Genomic DNA, 19,590 nt, shown 5'->3' with positions numbered 1-19,590 from the left:
GATCGGCGCCTAGCTTGGCCGCGAAGCGCAACCTTGATCCGGGGGGATCGATTGGCCCGTTGTCGACGGCCACGCGCGACGGGCATCGGCCCCGCCGCCTCAAGCCTGCACGAACTCGGCCGCAAGCCGGGCGAGGCCGGATCGTCCTTGCCAGCCGGAGCCGGCGCATGTGCGCGATAGCCGGCTATCTCGGTCCGCTGCCGTGGGCGGAAGGCACCCGGCTCCTGCAGCGCATGTGCGCGTGCCTCGCCCATCGCGGACCGGACGGGCAGGGTGTCCATGCCGACGACCATGCCGGGCTCGGGCACAGGCGGCTCGCCGTCATCGACCTGTCGCCTGATGCAGCGCAGCCCATGGCCAGCGACGACGGCACGCTCCACATCACCTACAATGGCGAGGTGTTCAACCATGTCGAACTGCGCGCCATGCTGGAAGCGCGCGGCCGGCGGTTCCGCACCTCGAGCGACACCGAGGTGGTGCTCCAGCTCTACGAGGAATTCGGCCCGGATTTCGTGAGCCATCTCAACGGCGATTTCGCGCTCGCCATCCGGGATGCGCCGCGCCGGCGGCTGGTGCTGGCCCGCGACCGCATGGGCGTGCGGCCCCTATTCTACACCTGGCATGAAGGTCGTTTTCACTTCGCCTCGGAAGCCAAGGCGCTGTTTGAGGTGCCCGGCATCGCCGCCGAGCTCGATCCGGTGGCGCTTGACCAGATCTTCACGCTGTGGGCGCCGCTCGCGCCCCGCACAGCCTTCAAGGGCATTTCGGAACTGCCGCCCGGCCATGTGATGATCGTCGCGGACGGCGAGGCCCGGATACACCCCTACTGGACCCTGTCCTTCCCGGATCAGGGCGATGAGGACCAGCGGCCCGTCCCGGTTCTGGCGGAAGAATTGCGCGCCCTGCTGGAAGACGCCACCCGCATCCGCCTGCGCGCCGACGTCGAGGTCGGCTCGCTTTTGTCCGGCGGGCTCGATTCCTCCATCGTCACCGCGCTCGCCGCACGCATGGCTCCGGGCCGGCTGCGCAGCTTCGGCATCACCTTCGACGATGCCGAGTTCGACGAAAGCGACTGGCAGCAGGCGACCGCGCGGGCGCTGGGCGTCACCCACCATGCCATCGCCTGCCGGACCGGCGACATCGCCCGCGCCTTTCCCTCCGTCATCCGCCATGCCGAGCGCAGCGTGCTGCGCACGGCGCCGGCGCCGCTCCACCAGCTAGCCCGGTCCGTGCGCGAACAGGGCGTGAAGGTGGTGCTTTCCGGCGAGGGCGCCGACGAGCTGTTTGCCGGCTACGACCTGTTTCGCGAAGCCAAAATCCGCCGCTTCTGCGCCCGCCGTCCCGGCTCGACGATCAGGCCGCACCTGTTTCGGCGAATCTACCCCTACCTGCCCTCGCTCAGTCAGCAGACGCCGGAATATCTGGCGGCCTTCTTCGGCGTCGGCCAGGACAACGCTTCCGACCCGCTGTTCTCGCACCGGCCACGCCTGCGCAGCACGGCGGGAGCCAAGATGTTCTTCTCGCCCGACCTGCGCGCCGAACTGGCCGGCTACGATGCAGCCGAGGAGATGGCGTCCCTGCTGTCGGACGACTTCGCCCGCTGGCATCCGCTGCATCAGGCGCAATATCTGGAAACGCGGTTCCTGCTGCCGGGCTATATCCTGTCCAGCCAGGGCGACCGCATGGCCATGGCGCATGGCGTCGAGGCGCGCTTTCCGTTTCTCGATCACCGGTTGGTGGAATTCGCGGCAAAGCTGCCGCCCGGCACCAAGCTCAGGGGCCTGCGCGAAAAACACATCCTGCGGGAGGTGGCCGCCGGCCTGTTGCCGCCGTCCATCGCCGCCCGGCCCAAGCAGCCCTATCGCGCGCCCGACAGCGCCTCCTTCAGCGAGGCCGCCTATGCCGCCGAGCTGCTTTCGCCGCAAGCCGTGGCCGCCACCGGCCTGTTCAACCCGGCGACCACCGCCCGGCTGCTCGACAAGAGCCGCCGCAGCGGACTTGCCGGCTTTCGCGACAACGCCGCCTTCGTCGGCGTGCTCTCCACCCAGCTCTTGTCGAGGGAATTTTCAGGGCAGGCGCCGCAAGGCGCCTGACGTGTCCAGGAAAGGCAACACCCCATGTCCGAAACCACCCACAGCCAGGTCCGCAGCTTCGTCGTGGACAACTTCCTGTTCGGCGACCATGCCACGCCGCTGGCCGATGACCAGTCGCTGATCGAAAGCGATGTGATGGACTCCACCGGCGTGCTGGAGCTGGTGTCGTTCATCGAGGAGCGGTTCGGCATCGCCATGGCCGACGCAGACATCGTGCCGGCCAATCTGGACTCCGTGGCGCGCATCGTCGCCTTCGTCGACCGCAAGCGCGAACCCGTGCACTGACCCGCCATGCGCATGGAGGCGTTTCTCAGGCACAGCGCGCGCGCCGCGCCGGACGGCATCGCCGTCGTGGCCGGCGAGACGCGCCTGAGCTATGCCGAACTCGACGGCTGCTCCGACCGGCTGGCCGCCGCGCTGGCGGCGCAAGGCGTGAGGCGCGGCGACCGTGTCGTTGTGCTGATGGAGAACATTGCCGAGGCCGCCGTCGCGATCTACGCCGTGCTCAAGGCCAGCGCCATCTTCTGCCCCGTCAACCCTCAGCTCAAGGGCGCCGGCATCGCCTTCATCCTGCGCGACGCCCGGCCGGCCGCCATCCTGACGCAGGCCAAGTTCATCGAGCCTTGCCGGCAGGCTTCGGACGGGCTCGCCGCGCCACCCGTGCTGATCTCCACCCAGGCGGGCGCCCCGCTGCCGGAAGGCGTGCTGCCCTTTGCCCGGCTTGTCGGGAAAGGCGGCGAGAAGCCGCCGGAAGCCGGCGACGACGGCGAACTCGCCATGATCATCTACACGTCGGGCTCGACCGGCCGGCCCAAGGGCGTGATGATGAGCCATGCGGCCATGGACGCGGCCTCCGGCTCCATCGCGCTCTACCTGCAAAACAGTGCGTCGGACGTGGTGCTGTGCGCGCTGCCGCTGGCCTTCACCTATGGACTCTACCAGCTTGTGGTCAGCGTGCGCAGCGGCGCCCGGCTGGTGCTGGAGAAGAACTTCGCCTTCCCGCACGCCGTGCTGGAAAAAGCCCGCACCGAAGGCGTCACCGGCATGCCGCTGGTGCCGACCATCGCCGCCCTTCTGCTGTCCATGAAGGAGCTTGAGCCGGGCGCGCTGCCGGCGCTGCGCTACCTCACCAATGCCGCGGCCCCACTGCCCCCCGCCCATGTCGAGGGCTTGCGCCGGCTGTTTCCCGGCGTGCGGCTCTACTGCATGTACGGACTCACCGAATGCGCCCGCGCCGCCTATCTCGACCCGGCCGAACTCGACAAAAGGACCGGTTCGGTCGGCAAGGCCATTCCCGGCACCGAGGTCGCGGTGGTCGACGAACATGGCGTTTCCGTCCCGCCCGGAACGGTCGGCGAGCTGGTGGTGCGCGGGCCGCATCTGATGCGCGGCTATTGGGAAAACCCGGATGCGACGGCGGCTGCCCTGCGCCCCGACCCGGCTTCGGGGCAGCGCCAGTTGCACACGGGCGACCTGTTCCGCACCGACGCGGACGGTTTCCTCCATTTCGTCGGCCGCAAGGACGACATGCTGAAGGTGCGCGGCGAAAAGGTCGCCCCGCGCGAGGTGGAGGCTGCGCTTTGCGCCTGCCCCGGCGTGGTCGAAGCCGTGGCGTTCGGCAGGCCGGACCCGGTGCAGGGCACGATCCTGCATGCGGCGGTGGTGGTTTCCGATCCCAGGCTCAGCGAACGCGACCTGCTGCGCCACTGCGCCCGGGCCCTGCCCGACTTCATGGTGCCGAAGACGATCGAATTCCGCGACGACCTGCCGAAGACGGCCAGCGGCAAGATCACCCGCCGGCTGCTTGCCGAAGCAGGGGCCGAAGCCGGCACCGAGACTGGAGAGTGACCATGTCCAAACCGATTCCCTTTTCCGCGCGCACGCTCGACATCGATGCGGAGGCCGAAACCGCCCGCATCGTCGAGGCCTTGCGGGCGCAGCTGCGCGGGGCGGTGCGGCGGCGCGGGCTGGTGCTCGGTCTGTCCGGCGGCATCGATTCCAGTGTCTGCGCCGCCCTTGCAGCCCGCGCCGTCGGCCCGAAGAACGTGTTCTGCCTGTTCATGCCCGAGCACGATTCCGACCCCGAAAGCCTGCGTCTCGGGCGGCTGGTGGCCAACACCTTCGGCCTCGACGGTGCGGTCGAGGACATCGGGCCGACGCTTGCGGCGATGGGCTGCTACGAACGCCGCGACGGCTTTATCCGCGAGGTCGAGCCGAATTACGGGCCGGGCTGGAGCAACAAGATCGTGTTCGCCAATGCGCTCACCACCTCGGGCTTCAACATCTCCTCGCTCGTGGTGCAGACCCCGCAGGGCGAAATCCGCAGGCACCGGCTGCCGGCGCATGTCTATCTCGGCATCGTCGCCGCCACCAACATGAAGCAGCGCACCCGCAAGCAGTTCGAATACTACCATGCCGACCGGCTGAACTATGCCGTGGTCGGCACGCCCAACCTTTTGGAATACGATCAGGGTTTCTTCGTCAAGAACGGCGACGGGGCGGCCGACGTCAAGCCGATCGCCCATCTCTACAAGAGCCAGGTCTACCAGCTCGCCGAATATCTGGGCGTGCCGGAAGAGGTGCGCCGCCGCCCGCCGACCACCGACACCTATTCGCTGGCGCAGACGCAGGAGGAGTTCTACTTCGCCCTGCCCCATGACCGCATGGATCTGTGCCTCTACGGGCTGAACCACGATGTGCCGGCGGCGGAGGTGGCCAAAGCCGTCTCACTGACGGCGGAACAGGTCGGGCTGGTGTGGACCGACATCGCCGCCAAACGCAAGGCGGCGCGCTACCTGCACCTGCCGCCGCAGACGGTGGTTCCACTCTGAATGAAGTTCAGGATGCCGGCGCGAAGCGCGCGACCAGCGTGTGGCTGTCGCCGGGATAGGTCAGCCGCACGAAGGTGACCGGGCCGGCATGGCTCCAGGTGCGGCGCTCGACCACGAGGCAGGGCGAGCCCTTCGGCTGTTCGAGCAGGCGCGCCGTCTCCGCCGAAGCGGCCACGGCCAATATGCGGTTTTCGGCCGCGCTCCACGGCACCTGGGCGATCAGCCAGCCGCCGGGCGCATGCACCTTGAAATCGGTTCCGAGCGCCTCCGGCACGACACCGGCATTGATGCGACGTTCCTCGACGCAGAACGGCTTGCTTCCGGCACGATGCACGGCCACCAGCTCGACCATCGGCGTCGTCCCGGCCAGCTCCATCAGGCTCCGGTCCTTCGCGTTGGAGGGGCGTTCCTTGCGGGAGACGAGGCTGTAGCTGTAGGGCAGGCCCAGCGACTTCACCTCGGCCTCGATGTCGTGCAGTTCCAGCACCGCCGACTGCGCGCGCGGCCTGGTGACGAAGCTGCCGGCCTTGCGGTGGCGCTCGACCAGCCCCGCCTTGGCGAGCTGGGTCATGACCTTGTTCACGGTCATGCGCGAGCAGCCATAATGCTCGGCCAGATCGACCTCGAACGGCAGCCGGAAACCGGGCGGCCATTCACCGGATACGATGCGGCCCTCGATCTCGCTCAGGATCGTCTGGTGGAGGGTCGCCTCCTTGCCGTTTGCCTTCGCCACGTCGCCTTCGCTCTTGTTGTGCCCGGCATTCACTAGAGCCTTTCCGCTTTTCCTTGAATCGCGAAAACGCTCTAACCTTTTGTTTTGACGCAATTCCGAACGCAAAACCGCTTCGCACTTTTGCTGGAATTGCTTTAGCCTATTGGAATCCTGTTTCGCAACGCGCCCTATTCGGCGAGTTCCGCCATGACCTTTGCAAACCGCGTGGCGATCGCATCGCGCCTGCGATGGCGACCGCCCTCGACCTGCTTCGTTCCGCCGACCCAGACGCTGTCGATGCCGATGCCGCGCGCAAAAATGAAATGGTCGAAGACCTTTTCAGCCGGCAGATAGCCGGTGGCCGAAAGATCGAGGGCCAGCAGGTCGGCCGGCTTTCCGGCCTCGATGCCGCTTGCCGTGCCCAACACCTGTGCGCCTCCTTCCAGCGCCTTGCCGTACAGGTTGAGCCCGGTCGATTGGCCCGGCTCGGCCACGACATTGCGTGAGCGGCGCAGCAGGCGCTGCGAATATTCCAGCGTGCGCAGCTCCTCCTCCAGCGAGATCAGGATGTTGCTGTCCGAGCCGACGCCGAACCGCCCACCGGCGGCGAGGAAGGTCGGCGCCTCGAACACGCCGTCGCCCAGATTGGCCTCGGTGATCGGGCAAAGCCCCGCGACCGCGCCGCTTCTGGCCATGCGCACCGTTTCGTCCTCGGTCATGTGGGTGGCGTGGATCAGGCACCAGCGCCCGTCGAGTTGCATGTTGTCGAGCAGCCATTCCACCGGGCGCTTGCCCGACCATGCGATGCAGTCCTCCACCTCCTTCACCTGTTCGGCGACGTGGATATGCACCGGTCCGCCCCTGGCGAAGGGCGCGACCTCCTTCAGTTCCTCCGGCGTCGCGGCCCGCAGGCTGTGCGGGGCGATGCCGAGCACCGCGCCGGGCAGGCCGGCGACGATCGCTTCACACCGCTGCATCAGCCGAGCGAAAGCATCCACATCGTGAATGAAACGGCGCTGGCCCTCGATGGGCGCCGCGCCACCGAAACCGGAATGGGCGTAGAACACCGGCAAGAGGGTGAGCGCGATGCCGGCCTCGGCGCTGGCGGCACCGATGCGCGCGGCCATCTCGGCCGGATCTGCATAGTGCGAGCCGTCCTTGTCGTGGTGCAGATAGTGGAACTCTCCGACTCGGCAGAAGCCCGCCTCCAGCATTTCCATGTAAAGCTGCGCGGCGACCGCCTCGACCTGCTCCGGCGTCATCGACAGGGCGACGCGGTACATTTCGGTGCGCCAGCTCCAGAAACTGTCGGCGCCCGGGCCGCGCGTCTCGGCCAGCCCCGCCATCGCCCGCTGGAAGGCGTGGCTGTGCAAATTCGGCATCGCCGGCGCCACGAAGCGGTGGCGCTCGTCGCCGGATTGCGCCGCCACGCCCTTTTCCACGCGCTGGATTCGGCCATCCGAGAAAGTGATGCGCACATCGCGCGCCAGACCTTCCGGCAGAAGCGCATTTTCGGCGTGGATGACTGTCATGAGACTCTCCCGGATCGCTGCTGCCCGCGCGCAGGCTTGACTTTTTGGCTTGCGCCGATTTCGATTAAGTATATACATAACAGCAAGAGGACGCTTGCGCAACGCGCCAGTCGAAAAGCTTGTCAGGGAGATCACCGATGGCACAAGGCGACCGCATCTGGACCAATGCGCGGCTGGCGACGCTCGATCCCGCCAGGCCCGGGCTCGGCATCGTGGAGAAGGGCGCCATCGCCGCACGCGACGGCCGCATCCTGTTTGCCGGCCCCGCCGCCGACCTGCCTTCCGCCGAACTTGCCGGCGCCGAGACCATCGATTGCGACGGACGCTGGATCACCCCCGGACTGATCGACTGCCACACCCATCTCGTCCATGCCGGCAACCGGGCGCGCGAGTTCGAGATGCGGCTGGCCGGCGCCTCCTATGAGGAGATCGCGCGGGCCGGCGGCGGCATCGTCTCCTCCGTCACCAATGTACGCGCCGCCGACGAGGACACGCTGATCCGCGAGAGCCTGCCGCGCCTCGACGCGCTGGTGGCCGAAGGCGTGACCACGGTCGAGATCAAGTCCGGCTACGGCCTCACGATAGCCGACGAGCTGAAGATGCTGCGCGCCGCCCGCGCCCTTGCCGGCAAGCGCGACGTGGCCGTCGCCACCACCTATCTCGGCGCGCATGCGACGCCCGCCGAATACAAGGGCCGCAATGGCGATTTCCTGCGCGAGGTGGTGCTGCCGGGGCTGGAAGCCGCCCATGCCGAGGGTCTTGTCGATGCCGTTGACGGCTTCTGCGAGGGCATCGCCTTCTCGCCGGACGACATGAAGCTGGTATTCGACGCCGCGCAGAAACTCGGCCTCAGGGTCAAGCTGCATGCCGACCAGCTTTCCAACCTGCATGGCGCCGCCCTTGCCGCTTCCTATGGCGCGCTGTCGGCCGACCATCTGGAATATACCGACGACGAGGGTGCCGCCGCCATGGCCGAGGCCGGCTCGGTCGCGGTGCTTCTGCCGGGCGCGTTCTACTTCATCCGCGAGACGAAGAAGCCGCCGGTCGAGCTGTTCCGCAAGCACGGCACGCCCATCGCGCTCGCCACCGACAACAATCCCGGCACCTCGCCGCTGACCTCGCTGCTGCTCACCATGAACATGGGCGCGACGCTGTTCGCGCTTACCGTGGAAGAGTGCCTCGCCGGCATCACCCGCGAGGCGGCGCGCGCGCTGGGCAAGCTGGATACCATCGGCACGCTGGAAGCCGGCAAGCAGGCGGACCTCGCCATCTGGGACATCGCCGAGCCTGCCGAGCTGGTCTACCGCATCGGCTTCAACCCGCTACATGCCCGCATCCGCGCCGGCCGCGACGCCACAATCTGAACCCTTTCCGGAGGCAACCGCACATGACCATCACGCTTCATCCCGGTTCCGTGCCGCTGGCCGATCTGGCCGCGATCTACTGGAACGGCGACAATGCCGTCCTCGACCGCAGCTTCGATGCCCGCATCGAGAAGGCAGCGGCCCGCATCGCGGCCATCGCCGCCGGCAACGAACCGGTCTATGGCGTCAACACGGGCTTCGGCAAGCTGGCCTCGATCAAGATCGACGCCGCCGACACCGCCACCCTGCAGCGCAACCTCATCCTGTCGCATTGCTGCGGCGTCGGCACGCCGCTGCCGGAAAACGTCGTGCGGCTGATCATGGCGCTGAAGCTCGTCTCGCTGGGACGCGGCGCCTCCGGCGTGCGGCTGGAGCTGGTGCGGCTGATCGAGGGCATGCTGGAAAAGGGCGTGGTGCCGCTGATCCCCGAGAAGGGTTCCGTCGGCGCGTCCGGCGACCTCGCCCCGCTCGCCCATCTCGCCGCCGTGATGATGGGCGAAGGCGAGGCCTTTTATAAGGGCGAGCAGCTTTCGGGCCGCGCGGCGGTGGAGCGCGCCGGCTTGCAGCCGGTCGTGCTCGCCGCCAAGGAAGGCCTGGCGCTGATCAACGGCACCCAGGCCTCGACCGCGCTGGCGCTGGCCGGCCTGTTCCGCGCCCACCGCGCCGCGCAGGCGGCGCTGATCACCGGCGCGCTTTCCACCGACGCGGCCATGGGCTCGTCCGCGCCCTTCACCGCCGACATCCACACGCTGCGCGGCCACAAGGGCCAGATCGACACGGCGGCGGCGCTCCGCGCCCTGCTCGACGGCTCGGCCATCCGCCAGAGCCATATCGACGGCGACGAGCGCGTGCAGGACCCCTACTGCATCCGCTGCCAGCCGCAGGTCGACGGCGCCTGCCTCGACCTGCTGCGCCAGGTCGGCTGCACGCTGGAGATCGAGGCCAACGCGGTCACCGACAATCCGCTGGTGCTGTCCGACGACAGCGTCGTCTCCGGCGGCAATTTCCACGCCGAGCCGGTGGCCTTCGCCGCCGACCAGATCGCGCTTGCCGTCTGCGAGATCGGCGCTATCGCCCAGCGCCGCATCGCGCTGCTGGTCGATCCGGCCCTTTCCTACGGCCTGCCGCCTTTCCTCGCCCGCAACCCGGGCCTCAACTCCGGCCTGATGATCGCCGAGGTCACGTCCGCCGCGCTGATGAGCGAGAACAAGCAGATGTCGCACCCGGCCTCGGTGGACTCGACGCCGACCTCGGCCAATCAGGAAGACCATGTTTCCATGGCCTGCCACGGCGCGCGCCGCCTGTTGCAGATGACGGAGAACCTGTTCAACATCGTCGGCATCGAGGCGCTGGCCGGCGCGCAGGGCGTGGAACTGCGCGGGCCGCTGACCACCAGCCCCGAATTGCAGAAGGCGATTGCCTGCCTGCGTGCTGCGGTCCCTGCGCTGGAAAACGACCGCTACATGGCCCCGGACCTCGCCATTGCCGCCCGCATCGTCGCCGACGGCTCGCTGACAGCCAGCGTTTCGGCAGGGCTGCTGCCCGCCCTGGAGGCGTAAGATGAGCGACGTGTTCGAAGTCCGGCGCGGCTCCTCGCCGGTCGTTCTCGGCTTTCCCCACACCGGCGTCGACGTGCCGGCCGACATCAGGAAACGCCTGAACGACAACGGGCTCAAGCTCGCCGACACCGACTGGCACCTGCACCGGCTCTATGAGGGCCTGCTGCGGAACGCGACCATCGTGCGCGCCACCTTCCACCGCTACGTCATCGACGCTAACCGCGACCCGGAAGGCATCAGCCTCTATCCGGGCCAGAACACCACGACGCTGGTGCCGCTGACCGATTTCGACGGCCAGCCGATCTGGAAGGAGGGGGCGGAACCGACCGAGGCCGACATCGTCGCCCGCCGCGACGCCTTCCACCGGCCCTATCACGCGGCGCTGGCGGCGGAAGTCGAGCGCGTCAGGGCCGAGCATGGCGTGGCGGTGCTCTACGACTGCCATTCGATCCGCTCGCTGATCCCCTTCCTGTTCGAAGGCCGTCTGCCGGACTTCAACATCGGCACCGATGGCGGCGTCACCTGCGATGCGGCCATCGAGGCCGCCACGGTGGAGGCTTCGGCAGCGGCAGAAGGCTACACCCATGTGCTCAACGGCCGCTTTCGCGGCGGCTGGACCACACGCCACTACGGCCGTCCGCGGGACAATGTCCATGCCATCCAGATGGAGCTGGCGCAGGTCAACTATCTCGCCACCGAAACCGTGCCCTTCGCCTACGACGAGGCCAGGGCCGACCAGGTGCGCGCGCCCCTGAAAACCATTCTCGAACGCATCGAGCAGGTCGCGTTCGGGCTGAAACGCTGAGAGGAACAGAGCCATGACCAACCCCCGCCACAATGAACGCGAAGTCCGCGCCCCGCGCGGCGGCGAGCTCAACGCCAAGAGCTGGCTGACCGAAGCGCCGCTGCGCATGCTCATGAACAATCTCGACCCCGACGTGGCCGAGCGCCCGCACGAGCTGGTCGTCTATGGCGGCATCGGCCGCGCCGCTCGCACCTGGGACGATTTCGACCGCATCGTCGCCACGCTGAAGACGCTCAACGAGGACGAGACGCTGCTGGTGCAGTCGGGCAAGCCGGTCGGCGTGTTCCGCACCCACAAGGATGCGCCGCGCGTGCTGATCGCCAACTCCAACCTCGTGCCGCACTGGGCGACGTGGGACCACTTCAACGAGTTGGACAAGAAGGGGCTGGCCATGTACGGCCAGATGACGGCCGGTTCGTGGATCTACATCGGCGCGCAGGGCATCGTGCAGGGCACCTACGAGACTTTCGTGGAGGCCGGCCGCCAGCACTATGACGGCAACCTGAAGGGCAAGTGGATCCTCACCGGCGGCCTCGGCGGCATGGGCGGCGCGCAGCCGCTGGCTGCCGTGATGGCCGGCGCCTGCTGCCTCGCCGTCGAATGCGACGAGACCCGCGCCGACTTCCGCCTGCGCACCCGCTATGTCGACGAAAAGACCCACAGCCTCGACGAGGCGCTGGCCAGGATCGACGAATGGACCAAGGCCGGCGAGGCGAAGTCCATCGCGCTGATCGGCAATGCGGCGGACGTGTTCCCCGAGCTGGTCAAGCGCGGCGTCAAGCCCGACATCGTCACCGACCAGACCTCGGCCCACGATCCGGTGCACGGCTACCTGCCGCGCGGCTGGACGGTGGCCGAATGGCGCGCCAGGCAGGAGAGCGACCCCAAGGCGGTCGAGAAGGCGGCCCGCGCCTCGATGAAGCTGCATGTGCAGGCCATGGTCGACTTCTGGAACATGGGCATTCCGACTCTCGACTACGGCAACAACATCCGCCAGATGGCGCTGGAAGAGGGCCTCGAGAACGCCTTCGCCTTCCCCGGCTTCGTGCCGGCCTATATCCGCCCGCTGTTCTGCCGCGGCGTCGGACCGTTCCGCTGGGCGGCGCTGTCGGGCGATCCGGAGGACATCTACAAGACCGACGCCAAGGTCAAGGAACTGCTGCCGGACAACGCCCACTTGCACAACTGGCTCGACATGGCGCGCGAGCGCATCGAGTTCCAGGGCCTGCCGGCGCGCATCTGCTGGGTCGGCCTCGGCGATCGCCACCGTCTCGGCCTCGCCTTCAACGAGATGGTGAAGAACGGCGAGCTTAAAGCGCCCATCGTCATCGGCCGCGACCACCTCGATTCCGGTTCGGTCGCCTCGCCGAACCGCGAAACGGAAGCCATGAAGGATGGCTCGGACGCCGTGTCCGACTGGCCGCTGCTCAACGCACTGCTCAACACCGCCTCGGGTGCGACCTGGGTGTCGCTGCACCATGGCGGCGGCGTCGGCATGGGCTTCTCGCAGCATTCCGGTATGGTGATCTGCTGCGACGGCACCGATGACGCGGCCCGCCGCATCGAGCGCGTGCTGTGGAACGATCCGGCCACCGGCGTCATGCGTCATGCCGATGCCGGCTACGACATCGCGCTGGACTGGGCGAAGAAGCAGGGCCTGCGCCTGCCGGCCATCCTCGGCAACTGAGGCCAGCGATGAGGATCGCGCGCCGCGCCGGCCACAAGCGCATGGCATGGAAGAACGGGCAGGGCCTCACCGAAGAGGTGGCGGCCTTCCCGGCGGGCAGCGACACCGACAGTTTCGACTGGCGGCTGTCGATCGCCCATGTCGGCGCCGACGGACCCTTTTCGGTGTTCGCCGGCATCGACCGCACCATCGCGCTGCTGGACGGTGCCGGCCTGGCGCTCGATCTGCCCGAGGAGAAAACCGTCGAGTTGCGGCCCGACGGTGCGCCCTTCTCCTTCCCGGGCGATTGGACAATCTCCAGCCGCAATCTCGGCGGGCCGACCATCGACCTCAACATCATGACAAGGCGCGGGCGCTGCACCCATGAGATGCGGCGCCTGACGCTGGCTCCCGGAGAAACATTCACCGCGCCGGGCACCGGCTGGGCGGTGTTCAATTCACCGGCGACAGTCGAGGCGAACGGTCAGGAACACGCCATCGAGCGGTTCGAGGCAATCGCGCTCGAGGCGAGCGAAAGCTTCGCCAACCGCGCCGGGACAGCGGCGGAAATCCTGTTCGTGGCGGTCAGCCCGGCAGCGTGAACTGCTCCGGCCAGTCGCGATAAAGCGCGACCTGGCCCTCGCGCCGCAGGGCGGCGACCTTTTCCAGGTCGATCTCGCCGAACAGCCACACGCTGGCTTCGGTGGCCACCGCTTCGCTTTCGGCGAACACTCCGCTCGGCGGCATGCCGTAATCGGCCGGCACATAGAGCGCGGCGCGGCCGAAATTCTCGTCCACCGCCGGCGACCAGGGCGCGAAGCCGGCCGTGGGCGACACCAGCACGGCCAACTGGTTCTCCAGCGCGCGCGCCTGCGCGCCGATGCGCACGCGATGATAGCCGGCTTCGGTGTCGGTGCAGCTCGGCGCGAGGATCAGGTCGACGCCGTCCTCCGCCAGCCGGCGCGCCAGCATGGGGAACTCGTTGTCGTAGCAGATCAATATGCCAAGCCTGCCGAGCGGCGTCTCGAAGCTGCGCAGGCCCCCGGTGCCGGCGGAAATGAACCATTGCTCGCGCTCGAAGCGCGTCATGACGATCTTGTCCTGATGGCCGGCCAGCCCGTCCGGCCCGAACAGATAGGCGCGGTTGCGGTACTTGCCGTCCGGATCGAGCACGGGAGCCGAACCGGGGCAGAACCACACACCATGGCGGCGGGCGATGGCCTCGCACAGGTCCAGCCAGCGCGGGATGAACGGCTGGATGGCGGCAATGGATTTGTGCAGGTCGCCGCGCTCGTCTTCCGGCAACAATCCGGTCAGCGCCATGGCGGCATATTCGGGCAGAAGCAGCAGTTCCGCCCCGGCGGCAACCGCCTCGCCCGTGAGCCGTTCCAGATGCGCGGCATAGGCATCGAAACCGTCGAACAGCTCGATGGCATATTGGCAGGAAGCGAATTTCACCATCAGCGCAGTTCCTTCATCCAGAACGACATGGGCTTGGCGCTTTCCTCACGCTCGCCGATATCGCGCCACGAGAACTCGGTGCGCAGTTCGGGATGGTGGACATAGCCGCGCCTGGTCCAGAACGCGTGGAGCGGCGCATAGTCCGCCGGCCGCAAGGGGTGATCGACGGGACGCTCCACCGCGCAGAAGCAGCAATGGTCGAATCTGCCGAGGCGGCGCGCATAGGCTTCCCGCTCCTCGAAGAAGCGCACGCCGATGCCCTGCCCGCGATAGCGGGGCAGAAGCACGGATTCGGCGAAATAGAAGATGCGCGCCGGGTTCCAGCCACCCTCGACAAACGGCTTCCTGAACGCCTCGGTCTCATGGTCCATCGGCATGCCGGTCGAGACACCGACGACGCTCTCTCCGTCGAAGGCCAGCACGAACAGGCTTTCGGGCGAGCTGGCATAGGTGGAAAGATAATTCTGCTCGTAGTCCAGCGAGCCCTCGTAGAGATAGGGAAAGGCGCGGAACACCTCGATGCGCAGCCGCGCCAGATCGTCGATATGCGGACCGATCTCAGGCCCCTGCCGAACCACGATATGCATTTTCCCTCCCGGAACAGGCCCAGGCTTCCAAAGCCCGACAAGCTGCTATAGGGCTTGGCCGCAGGCTTGGCCATTGCGTTTGCGAACAGGGAGAGATCATGAGCGCCAAAGACATCATCCGTGCCTATTACGACGCCTTCAACCGGCAGGACATGGCCGCCTTCCTCGACCTGCTGACCGACGACGTGGCGCACGACATCAACCAGGGCGAGCGCCAGACCGGTAAGGACGCGTTCCGCGGCTTCATGGACAAGATGAACCGCTGCTACCGCGAGCGGCTGACCGACATCGTCGTCATGGAAAGCGCCGACGGCACCCGCGGTGCCGCCGAGTTCACCGTCAACGGCGAATATCTGGCGACCGACGAGGGCCTGCCGGAGGCGGACGGCCAGAAATACGTGCTGCCGGCCGGCGCCTTCTTCGAAATCCGCGACGGCAAGGTGGCGCGCATTTCCAACTACTACAATCTCAACGACTGGATCGCGCAGGTCGGCGCCTGATCCTGCTTCATCCCAAAAATGCCAACGGGCATCGGATGCAGCGCACCGGTGCCCGTTCTCCTTGAGGCTCCCTCAGGCCATGCGCAGCGCGGCCTGCTCGTCGCGCCGGCGCTGCACTTCGCGGCGCTTGTTGACGATCGAGGCGGCGATCACGCCCAGCGCCACAATGGCGATCAGCAGGGTGCAGGCCGCGTTGATCTCCGGGGTCACGCCGAGCCGCACCTGGCTGTAGATCTTCATCGGCAGCGTCGTCGCGCCCGGCCCGGAGGCGAAGCTGGCGATGACCAGATCGTCGAGCGACAGGGTGAAGGCCAGCATCCAGCCCGAGATGATGGCGGGCGCGATCACCGGCAGGGTGATCTGGAAGAAGGTGCGCACCGGGGGCGCGCCAAGATCCATCGCCGCCTCCTCCAGCGAGCGGTCGAAGGAGATCAGCCGCGACTGCACCACCACCGCCACGAAGCACATGGAAAAGGTGATGTGGGCAAGCGTGACGGTGAGGAAGCCGCGGTCGAGGCCGATGGCGACGAACAAAAGCAGCAGCGACAGGCCGGTGATGACCTCCGGCATGACCAGCGGCGCGAACACCATGCCGGTGAACAGCACCCGGCCCCTGAAGCGCGTGTAGCGGGTCAGCACGAGTGCGGCCATGGTGCCGAGCACGGTGGCGACGGAGGCCGAGACCAGCGCCACGCGGATCGTCACCCAGGCGGCGTCCATCAGGCCCTGGTTGCGGAACAGCGCCACATACCATTGCGTGGAAAAGCCGCCCCACACGGTGACCAGCCGCGAGGCGTTGAAGGAGAAGACGACCAGAAGCACGATCGGCAGATAGAGGAAGGCAAAGCCCAGCACGATCGAGACGATGTTGAAACGGCTCCAGCTCGCATTCATGTCAGCGATCCTGTTCCTGGGCGCGGGCCTGCGCATGCTGGAAGAGCACGATCGGGACGACCAGCACCAGAAGCAGGATGGTGGCGACCGCCGAGGCGACCGGCCAGTCGCGGTTGGCGAAAAACTCGTTCCACAGCGTGCGCCCGATCATCAGCGTCTGCGAGCCGCCGAGCAGGTCGGGGATGACGAACTCGCCGACCGCCGGGATGAACACCAGCAGGCAGCCGGCGATGACGCCCGGCAGCGACAGCGGGAAGGTGATCTTCCAAAAGGCGCTGATCGGCGGGCAGCCGAGGTCCTGCGCGGCCTCGATCAGCGAATTGTCCATCTTCTCCAGCGACGAATAGAGCGGCAGCACCATGAAGGGCAGGTAGGAGTAGACGATGCCGATGAAGATCGCCGTATAGGTGTTCATGATGACCAGCGGCGAGGAGATTAAGCCAATGCCCATCAGGAACTGGTTGAGCAGCCCCTCGGGCTTGAGGATGCCGATCCAGGCGTAGACGCGGATCAGGAACGATGTCCAGAACGGCAGGATGACCAGCATCAGCAAGGTGGGCCGCAGCGAGGCCGGCGCGCGCGCCATGCCATAGGCGATCGGATAGCCGACCAGCAGCGTCAGCACGGTCGAGATCCCCGCGATCACCACGCTGGAGATGTAGGCATTGAAATAGAGCGGGTCCTCGGTCAGCCACAGATAGTTTTCGAAGCTGAGTTCCTTCAGCGCCGCCATGAGGCCGGAGAACCCTTCGCCGAGGTCCATCACCGGCGCATAGGGCGGCATGGATATCGCCGTCTGCGACAGCGATATCTTGAAGACGATGACAAAGGGGATGAGGAAGAAGAACAGCAGCCAGGCATAGGGCACGAGGATGACCAGCCGCCCGGTGAAGCCGGAAACGACGCGTGACAGCAGGGATTTTTCGGCCGGCGCGGCGGCAGGCGCGGAAGCGGAGACATTCGCCATGACCGCCCCCTACCGCGTCAGCACGACGCCGGCATCCGGCCGGAAGGAAATCCAGGCGCGATCGCTCCAGGTCAGCGGATCGTCGACGATGCGCGCGGCATTCAGCATCGAGGCGCGCACGATCTGGCCGTCGTCGAGCTTGACGTAATAGACGGTCATGTCGCCGAGATAGGCGATGTCGTAGATCTCGCCCTCGAGCGCGTTGACGGCATCCTGCGGCTTGCGCGACGAAACCCTGATCTTTTCCGGGCGGATGGCGAAGGCGACCTCATTGCCCTTCGCCGCCTCGCCGGCATTCTCGACCAGGATCTGCGCGCCGCTGCCGCCGGTGATGCGCGCCGTGTTTTCAGCGCGTTCGGCGACATTGCCCTCGAACAGGTTGACGTTGCCGACGAAGCCGGCGACGAAGCGCGAATTGGGCGCCTCGTAGATTTCGGCGGGCGTCGCAACCTGCATGACCTCGCCCTTGTCCATGATGGCGATGCGGTCGGCCATGGTCATGGCCTCTTCCTGGTCGTGAGTGACGACGACGAAGGTGAGGCCGAGTTCCTGCTGCAGGTCCATCAGCTCGAACTGGGTTTCCTCGCGCAGCTTCTTGTCGAGCGCGCCGAGCGGCTCGTCGAGCAGCAGCACCTTCGGCCGCTTGGCGACCGAGCGGGCGAGCGCCACGCGCTGGCGCTGGCCGCCGGAAAGCTGGTGCGGCTTGCGGGTGGCGAAGCGTTCCAGCTTGACCAGCTTGAGCATCTCGGCCACGCGCTTGTCGATATCGGCCTTGGGCATGCCTTCCTGCTTGAGGCCGAAGGCGATGTTCTTCTCCACGCTCATATGCGGGAACAGCGCGTAGGACTGGAACATCATGTTGACCGGCCGGCGATAGGGCGGGATGCCGCGCAGGTCCTGCCCGTCGAGCAGGATGCGGCCCTCGGTCGGCTCCTCGAAGCCAGCCAGCATGCGCAGCAGCGTGGACTTGCCGCAGCCGGAAGCGCCGAGCAGGGCGAAGAATTCGCGTTCATAGATGGAGAGCGAAAGATTGTTGACGGCAGTGAAGTCGCCGAAGCGCTTGGTGATGTTCTCGAACCTGATATAGGGCTTGGCCTGCGGATCGCTCCACGGCGCAAAATCCCTGCGGATGCTGCCCAGTGACTTCATGCTTCGCTCTCCCCCGCCGGACGACAGATCACGATCTTCCTGTACAGTCGCCCGTGCGCTCCATTTTCGTGTTGAGCCGACTTCCTGTCGAGCGGAACGGCAAAAGGCCCCGGCGAAGCGTCGCGCCGGGGCCGCGCCGTGGCGTTACTGGCCGGTCACCACCTTGGTCCAGGTGCGGGTGAACAGGCGCTGGGTCTTGGAATCGAGCGGCGTGTTGACGAACAGCTTGGCCATCACGTCATCCGGCGGATAGACGGCCGGATCGTCACGGACCTCCTCGTCGAGGAATTCCTGCGAGGCCTTGTTGCCGTTGGCGTAGTAGACATAGTTCGACGACTTGGCGATGACTTCCGGCTTCATCATGTAGTTGAGGAACTCATGCGCCTCCGCCGGGTGCGGCGCATCGGCGGGGATCGCCATCTGGTCGAACCACATCTGCGTGCCCTCCTTCGGGATCACGTAGTTCAGTTCCACGCCGTTGTTGGCCTCCTCGGCGCGGTCGCGCGCCTGGAAGATGTCGCCGGACCAGCCGACGGCGATGCAGATGTCGCCATTGGCGAGGCCGTTGATGAATTCCGACGAATGGAACTTGCGCACATAGGGCCGGACCTTGAGCAGGGCTTCCTCGGCCTTGGCGATATCGTCCGGCTCATGGCTGTCCGGATCGAGGCCGAGATAGGCCAGGGTCACCGGGATCATGTCGGTCGGCGAATCGAGGAAGTTGATGCCGCAATCCTTGAGCTTGGCGGCCTGCTCGGGATCGAACACCGTCTGCCAGCTGTCGATCTCGTCGGTGCCCAGCACTTCCTTGATCTTGTTGACGTTGTAGCCGATGCCGATGGTGCCCCACATGTAGTTGATCGAGTATTCGTTGCCGGGGTCGAAGACCTGCATGCGCTCGCTGACCACATCCCACATGTTGGACAGGTTGGGCAGCTTGGACTTGTCGAGCTTCTGGTAGACGCCGGCCTGGATCTGGCGGGCGAGGAAGCTGCTGGTCGGCACCACCACGTCGTAGCCGCTGCCGCCCGCCAGCAGCTTGGTTTCCAGGATCTCGTTAGAATCATAGACGTCGTAGACGACCTTGATGCCGGTTTCCTTGGTGAACTCGTCGATGATCGAGGAATCGATGTAGTCGGACCAGTTGTAGACATTGACGACGCGCTCCTGCGCCCCGGCCGCGAAGGCGAACGCCGACGCCAGCACCGTGGTCGCGAGAAGCAAGGTTGTTTTGCGTTGCATAGGACACTCCCCTTTCAATGTTCCCCTGCCGGCCGCGCTCATGCGCCGTCGCCGGACATGTCGTTCAATCTATTGAGCTTTCGGAAGGCCAACAAGCGGCATTTGGCCGCTGGACGATGACGTTTGCGCGATGGCAGCCGGCCCCGGGAACAGCCGTCCTGCGGCGTCGGGGATATCCCTTCCGACAAACCCCTGAGCGAAACCGGCCGATGATCGAATAAGCCAGCC

The 19,590-nt window shown here is 66.7% G+C and carries 18 protein-coding genes; 10 read left to right on the top strand and 8 right to left on the bottom strand.

Going from position 1 to position 19,590, the window contains the following annotated elements; genetic code table 11:
• The first annotated feature begins 167 nt into the window (after positions 1-167).
• The 4 genes from asnB to nadE are packed head-to-tail and all read left to right on the top strand — an operon-like array spanning position 168 to position 4,924.
• Positions 168-2,093, top strand: coding sequence for an asparagine synthase (glutamine-hydrolyzing) (gene asnB / locus ACVCNR_RS10625; protein ID WP_354198169.1), 1,926 nt, complete (start codon positions 168-170; stop codon positions 2,091-2,093).
• Between the two features lie 24 nt (positions 2,094-2,117).
• Complete coding sequence (locus ACVCNR_RS10620; protein ID WP_354198168.1) at positions 2,118-2,378, top strand: acyl carrier protein; 261 nt, start codon at positions 2,118-2,120, stop codon at positions 2,376-2,378.
• 6 nt (positions 2,379-2,384) lie between these two features.
• Positions 2,385-3,941 (top strand): class I adenylate-forming enzyme family protein, encoded by a 1,557-nt coding sequence (locus tag ACVCNR_RS10615; RefSeq protein ID WP_447074740.1) that lies wholly within the window; start codon positions 2,385-2,387, stop codon positions 3,939-3,941.
• Between the two features lie 2 nt (positions 3,942-3,943).
• Positions 3,944-4,924, top strand: coding sequence for an NAD(+) synthase (gene nadE / locus ACVCNR_RS10610; protein ID WP_447074739.1), 981 nt, complete (start codon positions 3,944-3,946; stop codon positions 4,922-4,924).
• A gap of 7 nt (positions 4,925-4,931) precedes the next feature.
• Here the strand turns inward: nadE and hutC are convergent, their stop codons facing one another.
• Both hutC and ACVCNR_RS10600 read right to left on the bottom strand, forming a co-directional pair.
• Positions 4,932-5,657: a histidine utilization transcriptional repressor HutC gene (gene hutC, locus ACVCNR_RS10605; protein ID WP_435521608.1), complete on the bottom strand. Its 726-nt coding sequence runs from the start codon at positions 5,655-5,657 to the stop codon at positions 4,932-4,934.
• A gap of 167 nt (positions 5,658-5,824) precedes the next feature.
• Positions 5,825-7,183 carry a formimidoylglutamate deiminase gene (locus tag ACVCNR_RS10600; RefSeq protein WP_447075678.1) on the bottom strand — a complete coding sequence of 453 codons (1,359 nt, stop codon included), beginning with the start codon at positions 7,181-7,183 and terminating at the stop codon, positions 5,825-5,827.
• Between the two features lie 122 nt (positions 7,184-7,305).
• Here ACVCNR_RS10600 and hutI point away from each other — a divergent pair, with 122 nt between their 5' ends.
• The 5 genes from hutI to ACVCNR_RS10575 are packed head-to-tail and all read left to right on the top strand — an operon-like array spanning position 7,306 to position 13,164.
• Positions 7,306-8,532 (top strand): imidazolonepropionase, encoded by a 1,227-nt coding sequence (gene hutI / locus ACVCNR_RS10595; protein WP_447074738.1) that lies wholly within the window; start codon positions 7,306-7,308, stop codon positions 8,530-8,532.
• A gap of 23 nt (positions 8,533-8,555) precedes the next feature.
• Complete coding sequence (gene hutH / locus ACVCNR_RS10590) at positions 8,556-10,091, top strand: histidine ammonia-lyase (protein WP_447074737.1); 1,536 nt, start codon at positions 8,556-8,558, stop codon at positions 10,089-10,091.
• 1 nt (position 10,092) lies between these two features.
• On the top strand, positions 10,093-10,896 hold the full coding sequence (gene hutG / locus ACVCNR_RS10585) for an N-formylglutamate deformylase (protein WP_447074736.1): 804 nt from the start codon (positions 10,093-10,095) through the stop codon (positions 10,894-10,896).
• A 13-nt stretch (positions 10,897-10,909) separates the two neighbouring features.
• A complete protein-coding gene (gene hutU / locus ACVCNR_RS10580) occupies positions 10,910-12,583 on the top strand; it encodes a urocanate hydratase (protein WP_447074735.1) in 1,674 nt (557 codons plus the stop codon).
• An 8-nt stretch (positions 12,584-12,591) separates the two neighbouring features.
• Positions 12,592-13,164: a HutD/Ves family protein gene (locus tag ACVCNR_RS10575; RefSeq protein WP_354198150.1), complete on the top strand. Its 573-nt coding sequence runs from the start codon at positions 12,592-12,594 to the stop codon at positions 13,162-13,164.
• On the opposite strand, the gene ACVCNR_RS10570 is transcribed toward ACVCNR_RS10575, so the two are convergent.
• Both ACVCNR_RS10570 and ACVCNR_RS10565 read right to left on the bottom strand, forming a co-directional pair.
• Positions 13,148-14,023 (bottom strand): carbon-nitrogen hydrolase family protein, encoded by an 876-nt coding sequence (locus ACVCNR_RS10570; RefSeq protein WP_354198148.1) that lies wholly within the window; start codon positions 14,021-14,023, stop codon positions 13,148-13,150. The genes ACVCNR_RS10575 and ACVCNR_RS10570 overlap by 17 nt on opposite strands.
• Positions 14,023-14,610, bottom strand: a complete 588-nt coding sequence (locus ACVCNR_RS10565) for a GNAT family N-acetyltransferase (RefSeq protein WP_447074734.1) — start codon at positions 14,608-14,610, stop codon at positions 14,023-14,025. The genes ACVCNR_RS10570 and ACVCNR_RS10565 overlap by 1 nt, the downstream gene beginning before the upstream one ends.
• Positions 14,611-14,708: 98 nt before the next feature.
• Between ACVCNR_RS10565 and ACVCNR_RS10560 the strand changes: the two genes are divergently transcribed.
• Positions 14,709-15,110 (top strand): ketosteroid isomerase-related protein, encoded by a 402-nt coding sequence (locus tag ACVCNR_RS10560; RefSeq protein WP_447074733.1) that lies wholly within the window; start codon positions 14,709-14,711, stop codon positions 15,108-15,110.
• A gap of 72 nt (positions 15,111-15,182) precedes the next feature.
• Here the strand turns inward: ACVCNR_RS10560 and ACVCNR_RS10555 are convergent, their stop codons facing one another.
• The 4 genes from ACVCNR_RS10555 to ACVCNR_RS10540 all read right to left on the bottom strand — a co-directional run bounded on the left by ACVCNR_RS10555 (position 15,183) and on the right by ACVCNR_RS10540 (position 19,362).
• Entirely contained in the window at positions 15,183-16,004 is an 822-nt protein-coding gene (locus ACVCNR_RS10555) for an ABC transporter permease (RefSeq protein ID WP_354198143.1), read from the bottom strand.
• A 1-nt stretch (position 16,005) separates the two neighbouring features.
• Positions 16,006-16,971 carry an ABC transporter permease subunit gene (locus tag ACVCNR_RS10550; protein WP_354198141.1) on the bottom strand — a complete coding sequence of 322 codons (966 nt, stop codon included), beginning with the start codon at positions 16,969-16,971 and terminating at the stop codon, positions 16,006-16,008.
• A gap of 9 nt (positions 16,972-16,980) precedes the next feature.
• Positions 16,981-18,120 carry an ABC transporter ATP-binding protein gene (locus ACVCNR_RS10545; protein ID WP_447074732.1) on the bottom strand — a complete coding sequence of 380 codons (1,140 nt, stop codon included), beginning with the start codon at positions 18,118-18,120 and terminating at the stop codon, positions 16,981-16,983.
• A gap of 144 nt (positions 18,121-18,264) precedes the next feature.
• Positions 18,265-19,362, bottom strand: coding sequence for a polyamine ABC transporter substrate-binding protein (locus tag ACVCNR_RS10540; RefSeq protein WP_447074731.1), 1,098 nt, complete (start codon positions 19,360-19,362; stop codon positions 18,265-18,267).
• Positions 19,363-19,590: the final 228 nt, after the last annotated feature.

It is taken from the genome of Aquamicrobium terrae, assembly GCF_052978165.1.
The sequence above is the reverse complement of the archived record's forward strand: the minus strand, read 5'-3'. Positions and strand labels throughout refer to the sequence as shown.

Excerpts from the sequence above, each read along its gene's own strand:
- asnB (WP_354198169.1), top strand. The coding sequence starts at position 168 with ATGTGCGCGATAGCCGGCTATCTCGGTCCGCTGCCGTGGGCGGAAGGC.
- ACVCNR_RS10620 (WP_354198168.1), top strand. The coding sequence starts at position 2,118 with ATGTCCGAAACCACCCACAGCCAGGTCCGCAGCTTCGTCGTGGACAAC.
- ACVCNR_RS10615 (WP_447074740.1), top strand. The coding sequence starts at position 2,385 with ATGCGCATGGAGGCGTTTCTCAGGCACAGCGCGCGCGCCGCGCCGGAC.
- nadE (WP_447074739.1), top strand. The coding sequence starts at position 3,944 with ATGTCCAAACCGATTCCCTTTTCCGCGCGCACGCTCGACATCGATGCG.
- hutI (WP_447074738.1), top strand. The coding sequence starts at position 7,306 with ATGGCACAAGGCGACCGCATCTGGACCAATGCGCGGCTGGCGACGCTC.
- hutH (WP_447074737.1), top strand. The coding sequence starts at position 8,556 with ATGACCATCACGCTTCATCCCGGTTCCGTGCCGCTGGCCGATCTGGCC.
- hutG (WP_447074736.1), top strand. The coding sequence starts at position 10,093 with ATGAGCGACGTGTTCGAAGTCCGGCGCGGCTCCTCGCCGGTCGTTCTC.
- hutU (WP_447074735.1), top strand. The coding sequence starts at position 10,910 with ATGACCAACCCCCGCCACAATGAACGCGAAGTCCGCGCCCCGCGCGGC.
- ACVCNR_RS10575 (WP_354198150.1), top strand. The coding sequence starts at position 12,592 with ATGAGGATCGCGCGCCGCGCCGGCCACAAGCGCATGGCATGGAAGAAC.
- ACVCNR_RS10570 (WP_354198148.1), bottom strand. The coding sequence starts at position 14,023 with ATGGTGAAATTCGCTTCCTGCCAATATGCCATCGAGCTGTTCGACGGT.
- ACVCNR_RS10565 (WP_447074734.1), bottom strand. The coding sequence starts at position 14,610 with ATGCATATCGTGGTTCGGCAGGGGCCTGAGATCGGTCCGCATATCGAC.
- ACVCNR_RS10560 (WP_447074733.1), top strand. The coding sequence starts at position 14,709 with ATGAGCGCCAAAGACATCATCCGTGCCTATTACGACGCCTTCAACCGG.
- ACVCNR_RS10555 (WP_354198143.1), bottom strand. The coding sequence starts at position 16,004 with ATGAATGCGAGCTGGAGCCGTTTCAACATCGTCTCGATCGTGCTGGGC.
- ACVCNR_RS10550 (WP_354198141.1), bottom strand. The coding sequence starts at position 16,971 with ATGGCGAATGTCTCCGCTTCCGCGCCTGCCGCCGCGCCGGCCGAAAAA.
- ACVCNR_RS10545 (WP_447074732.1), bottom strand. The coding sequence starts at position 18,120 with ATGAAGTCACTGGGCAGCATCCGCAGGGATTTTGCGCCGTGGAGCGAT.
- ACVCNR_RS10540 (WP_447074731.1), bottom strand. The coding sequence starts at position 19,362 with ATGCAACGCAAAACAACCTTGCTTCTCGCGACCACGGTGCTGGCGTCG.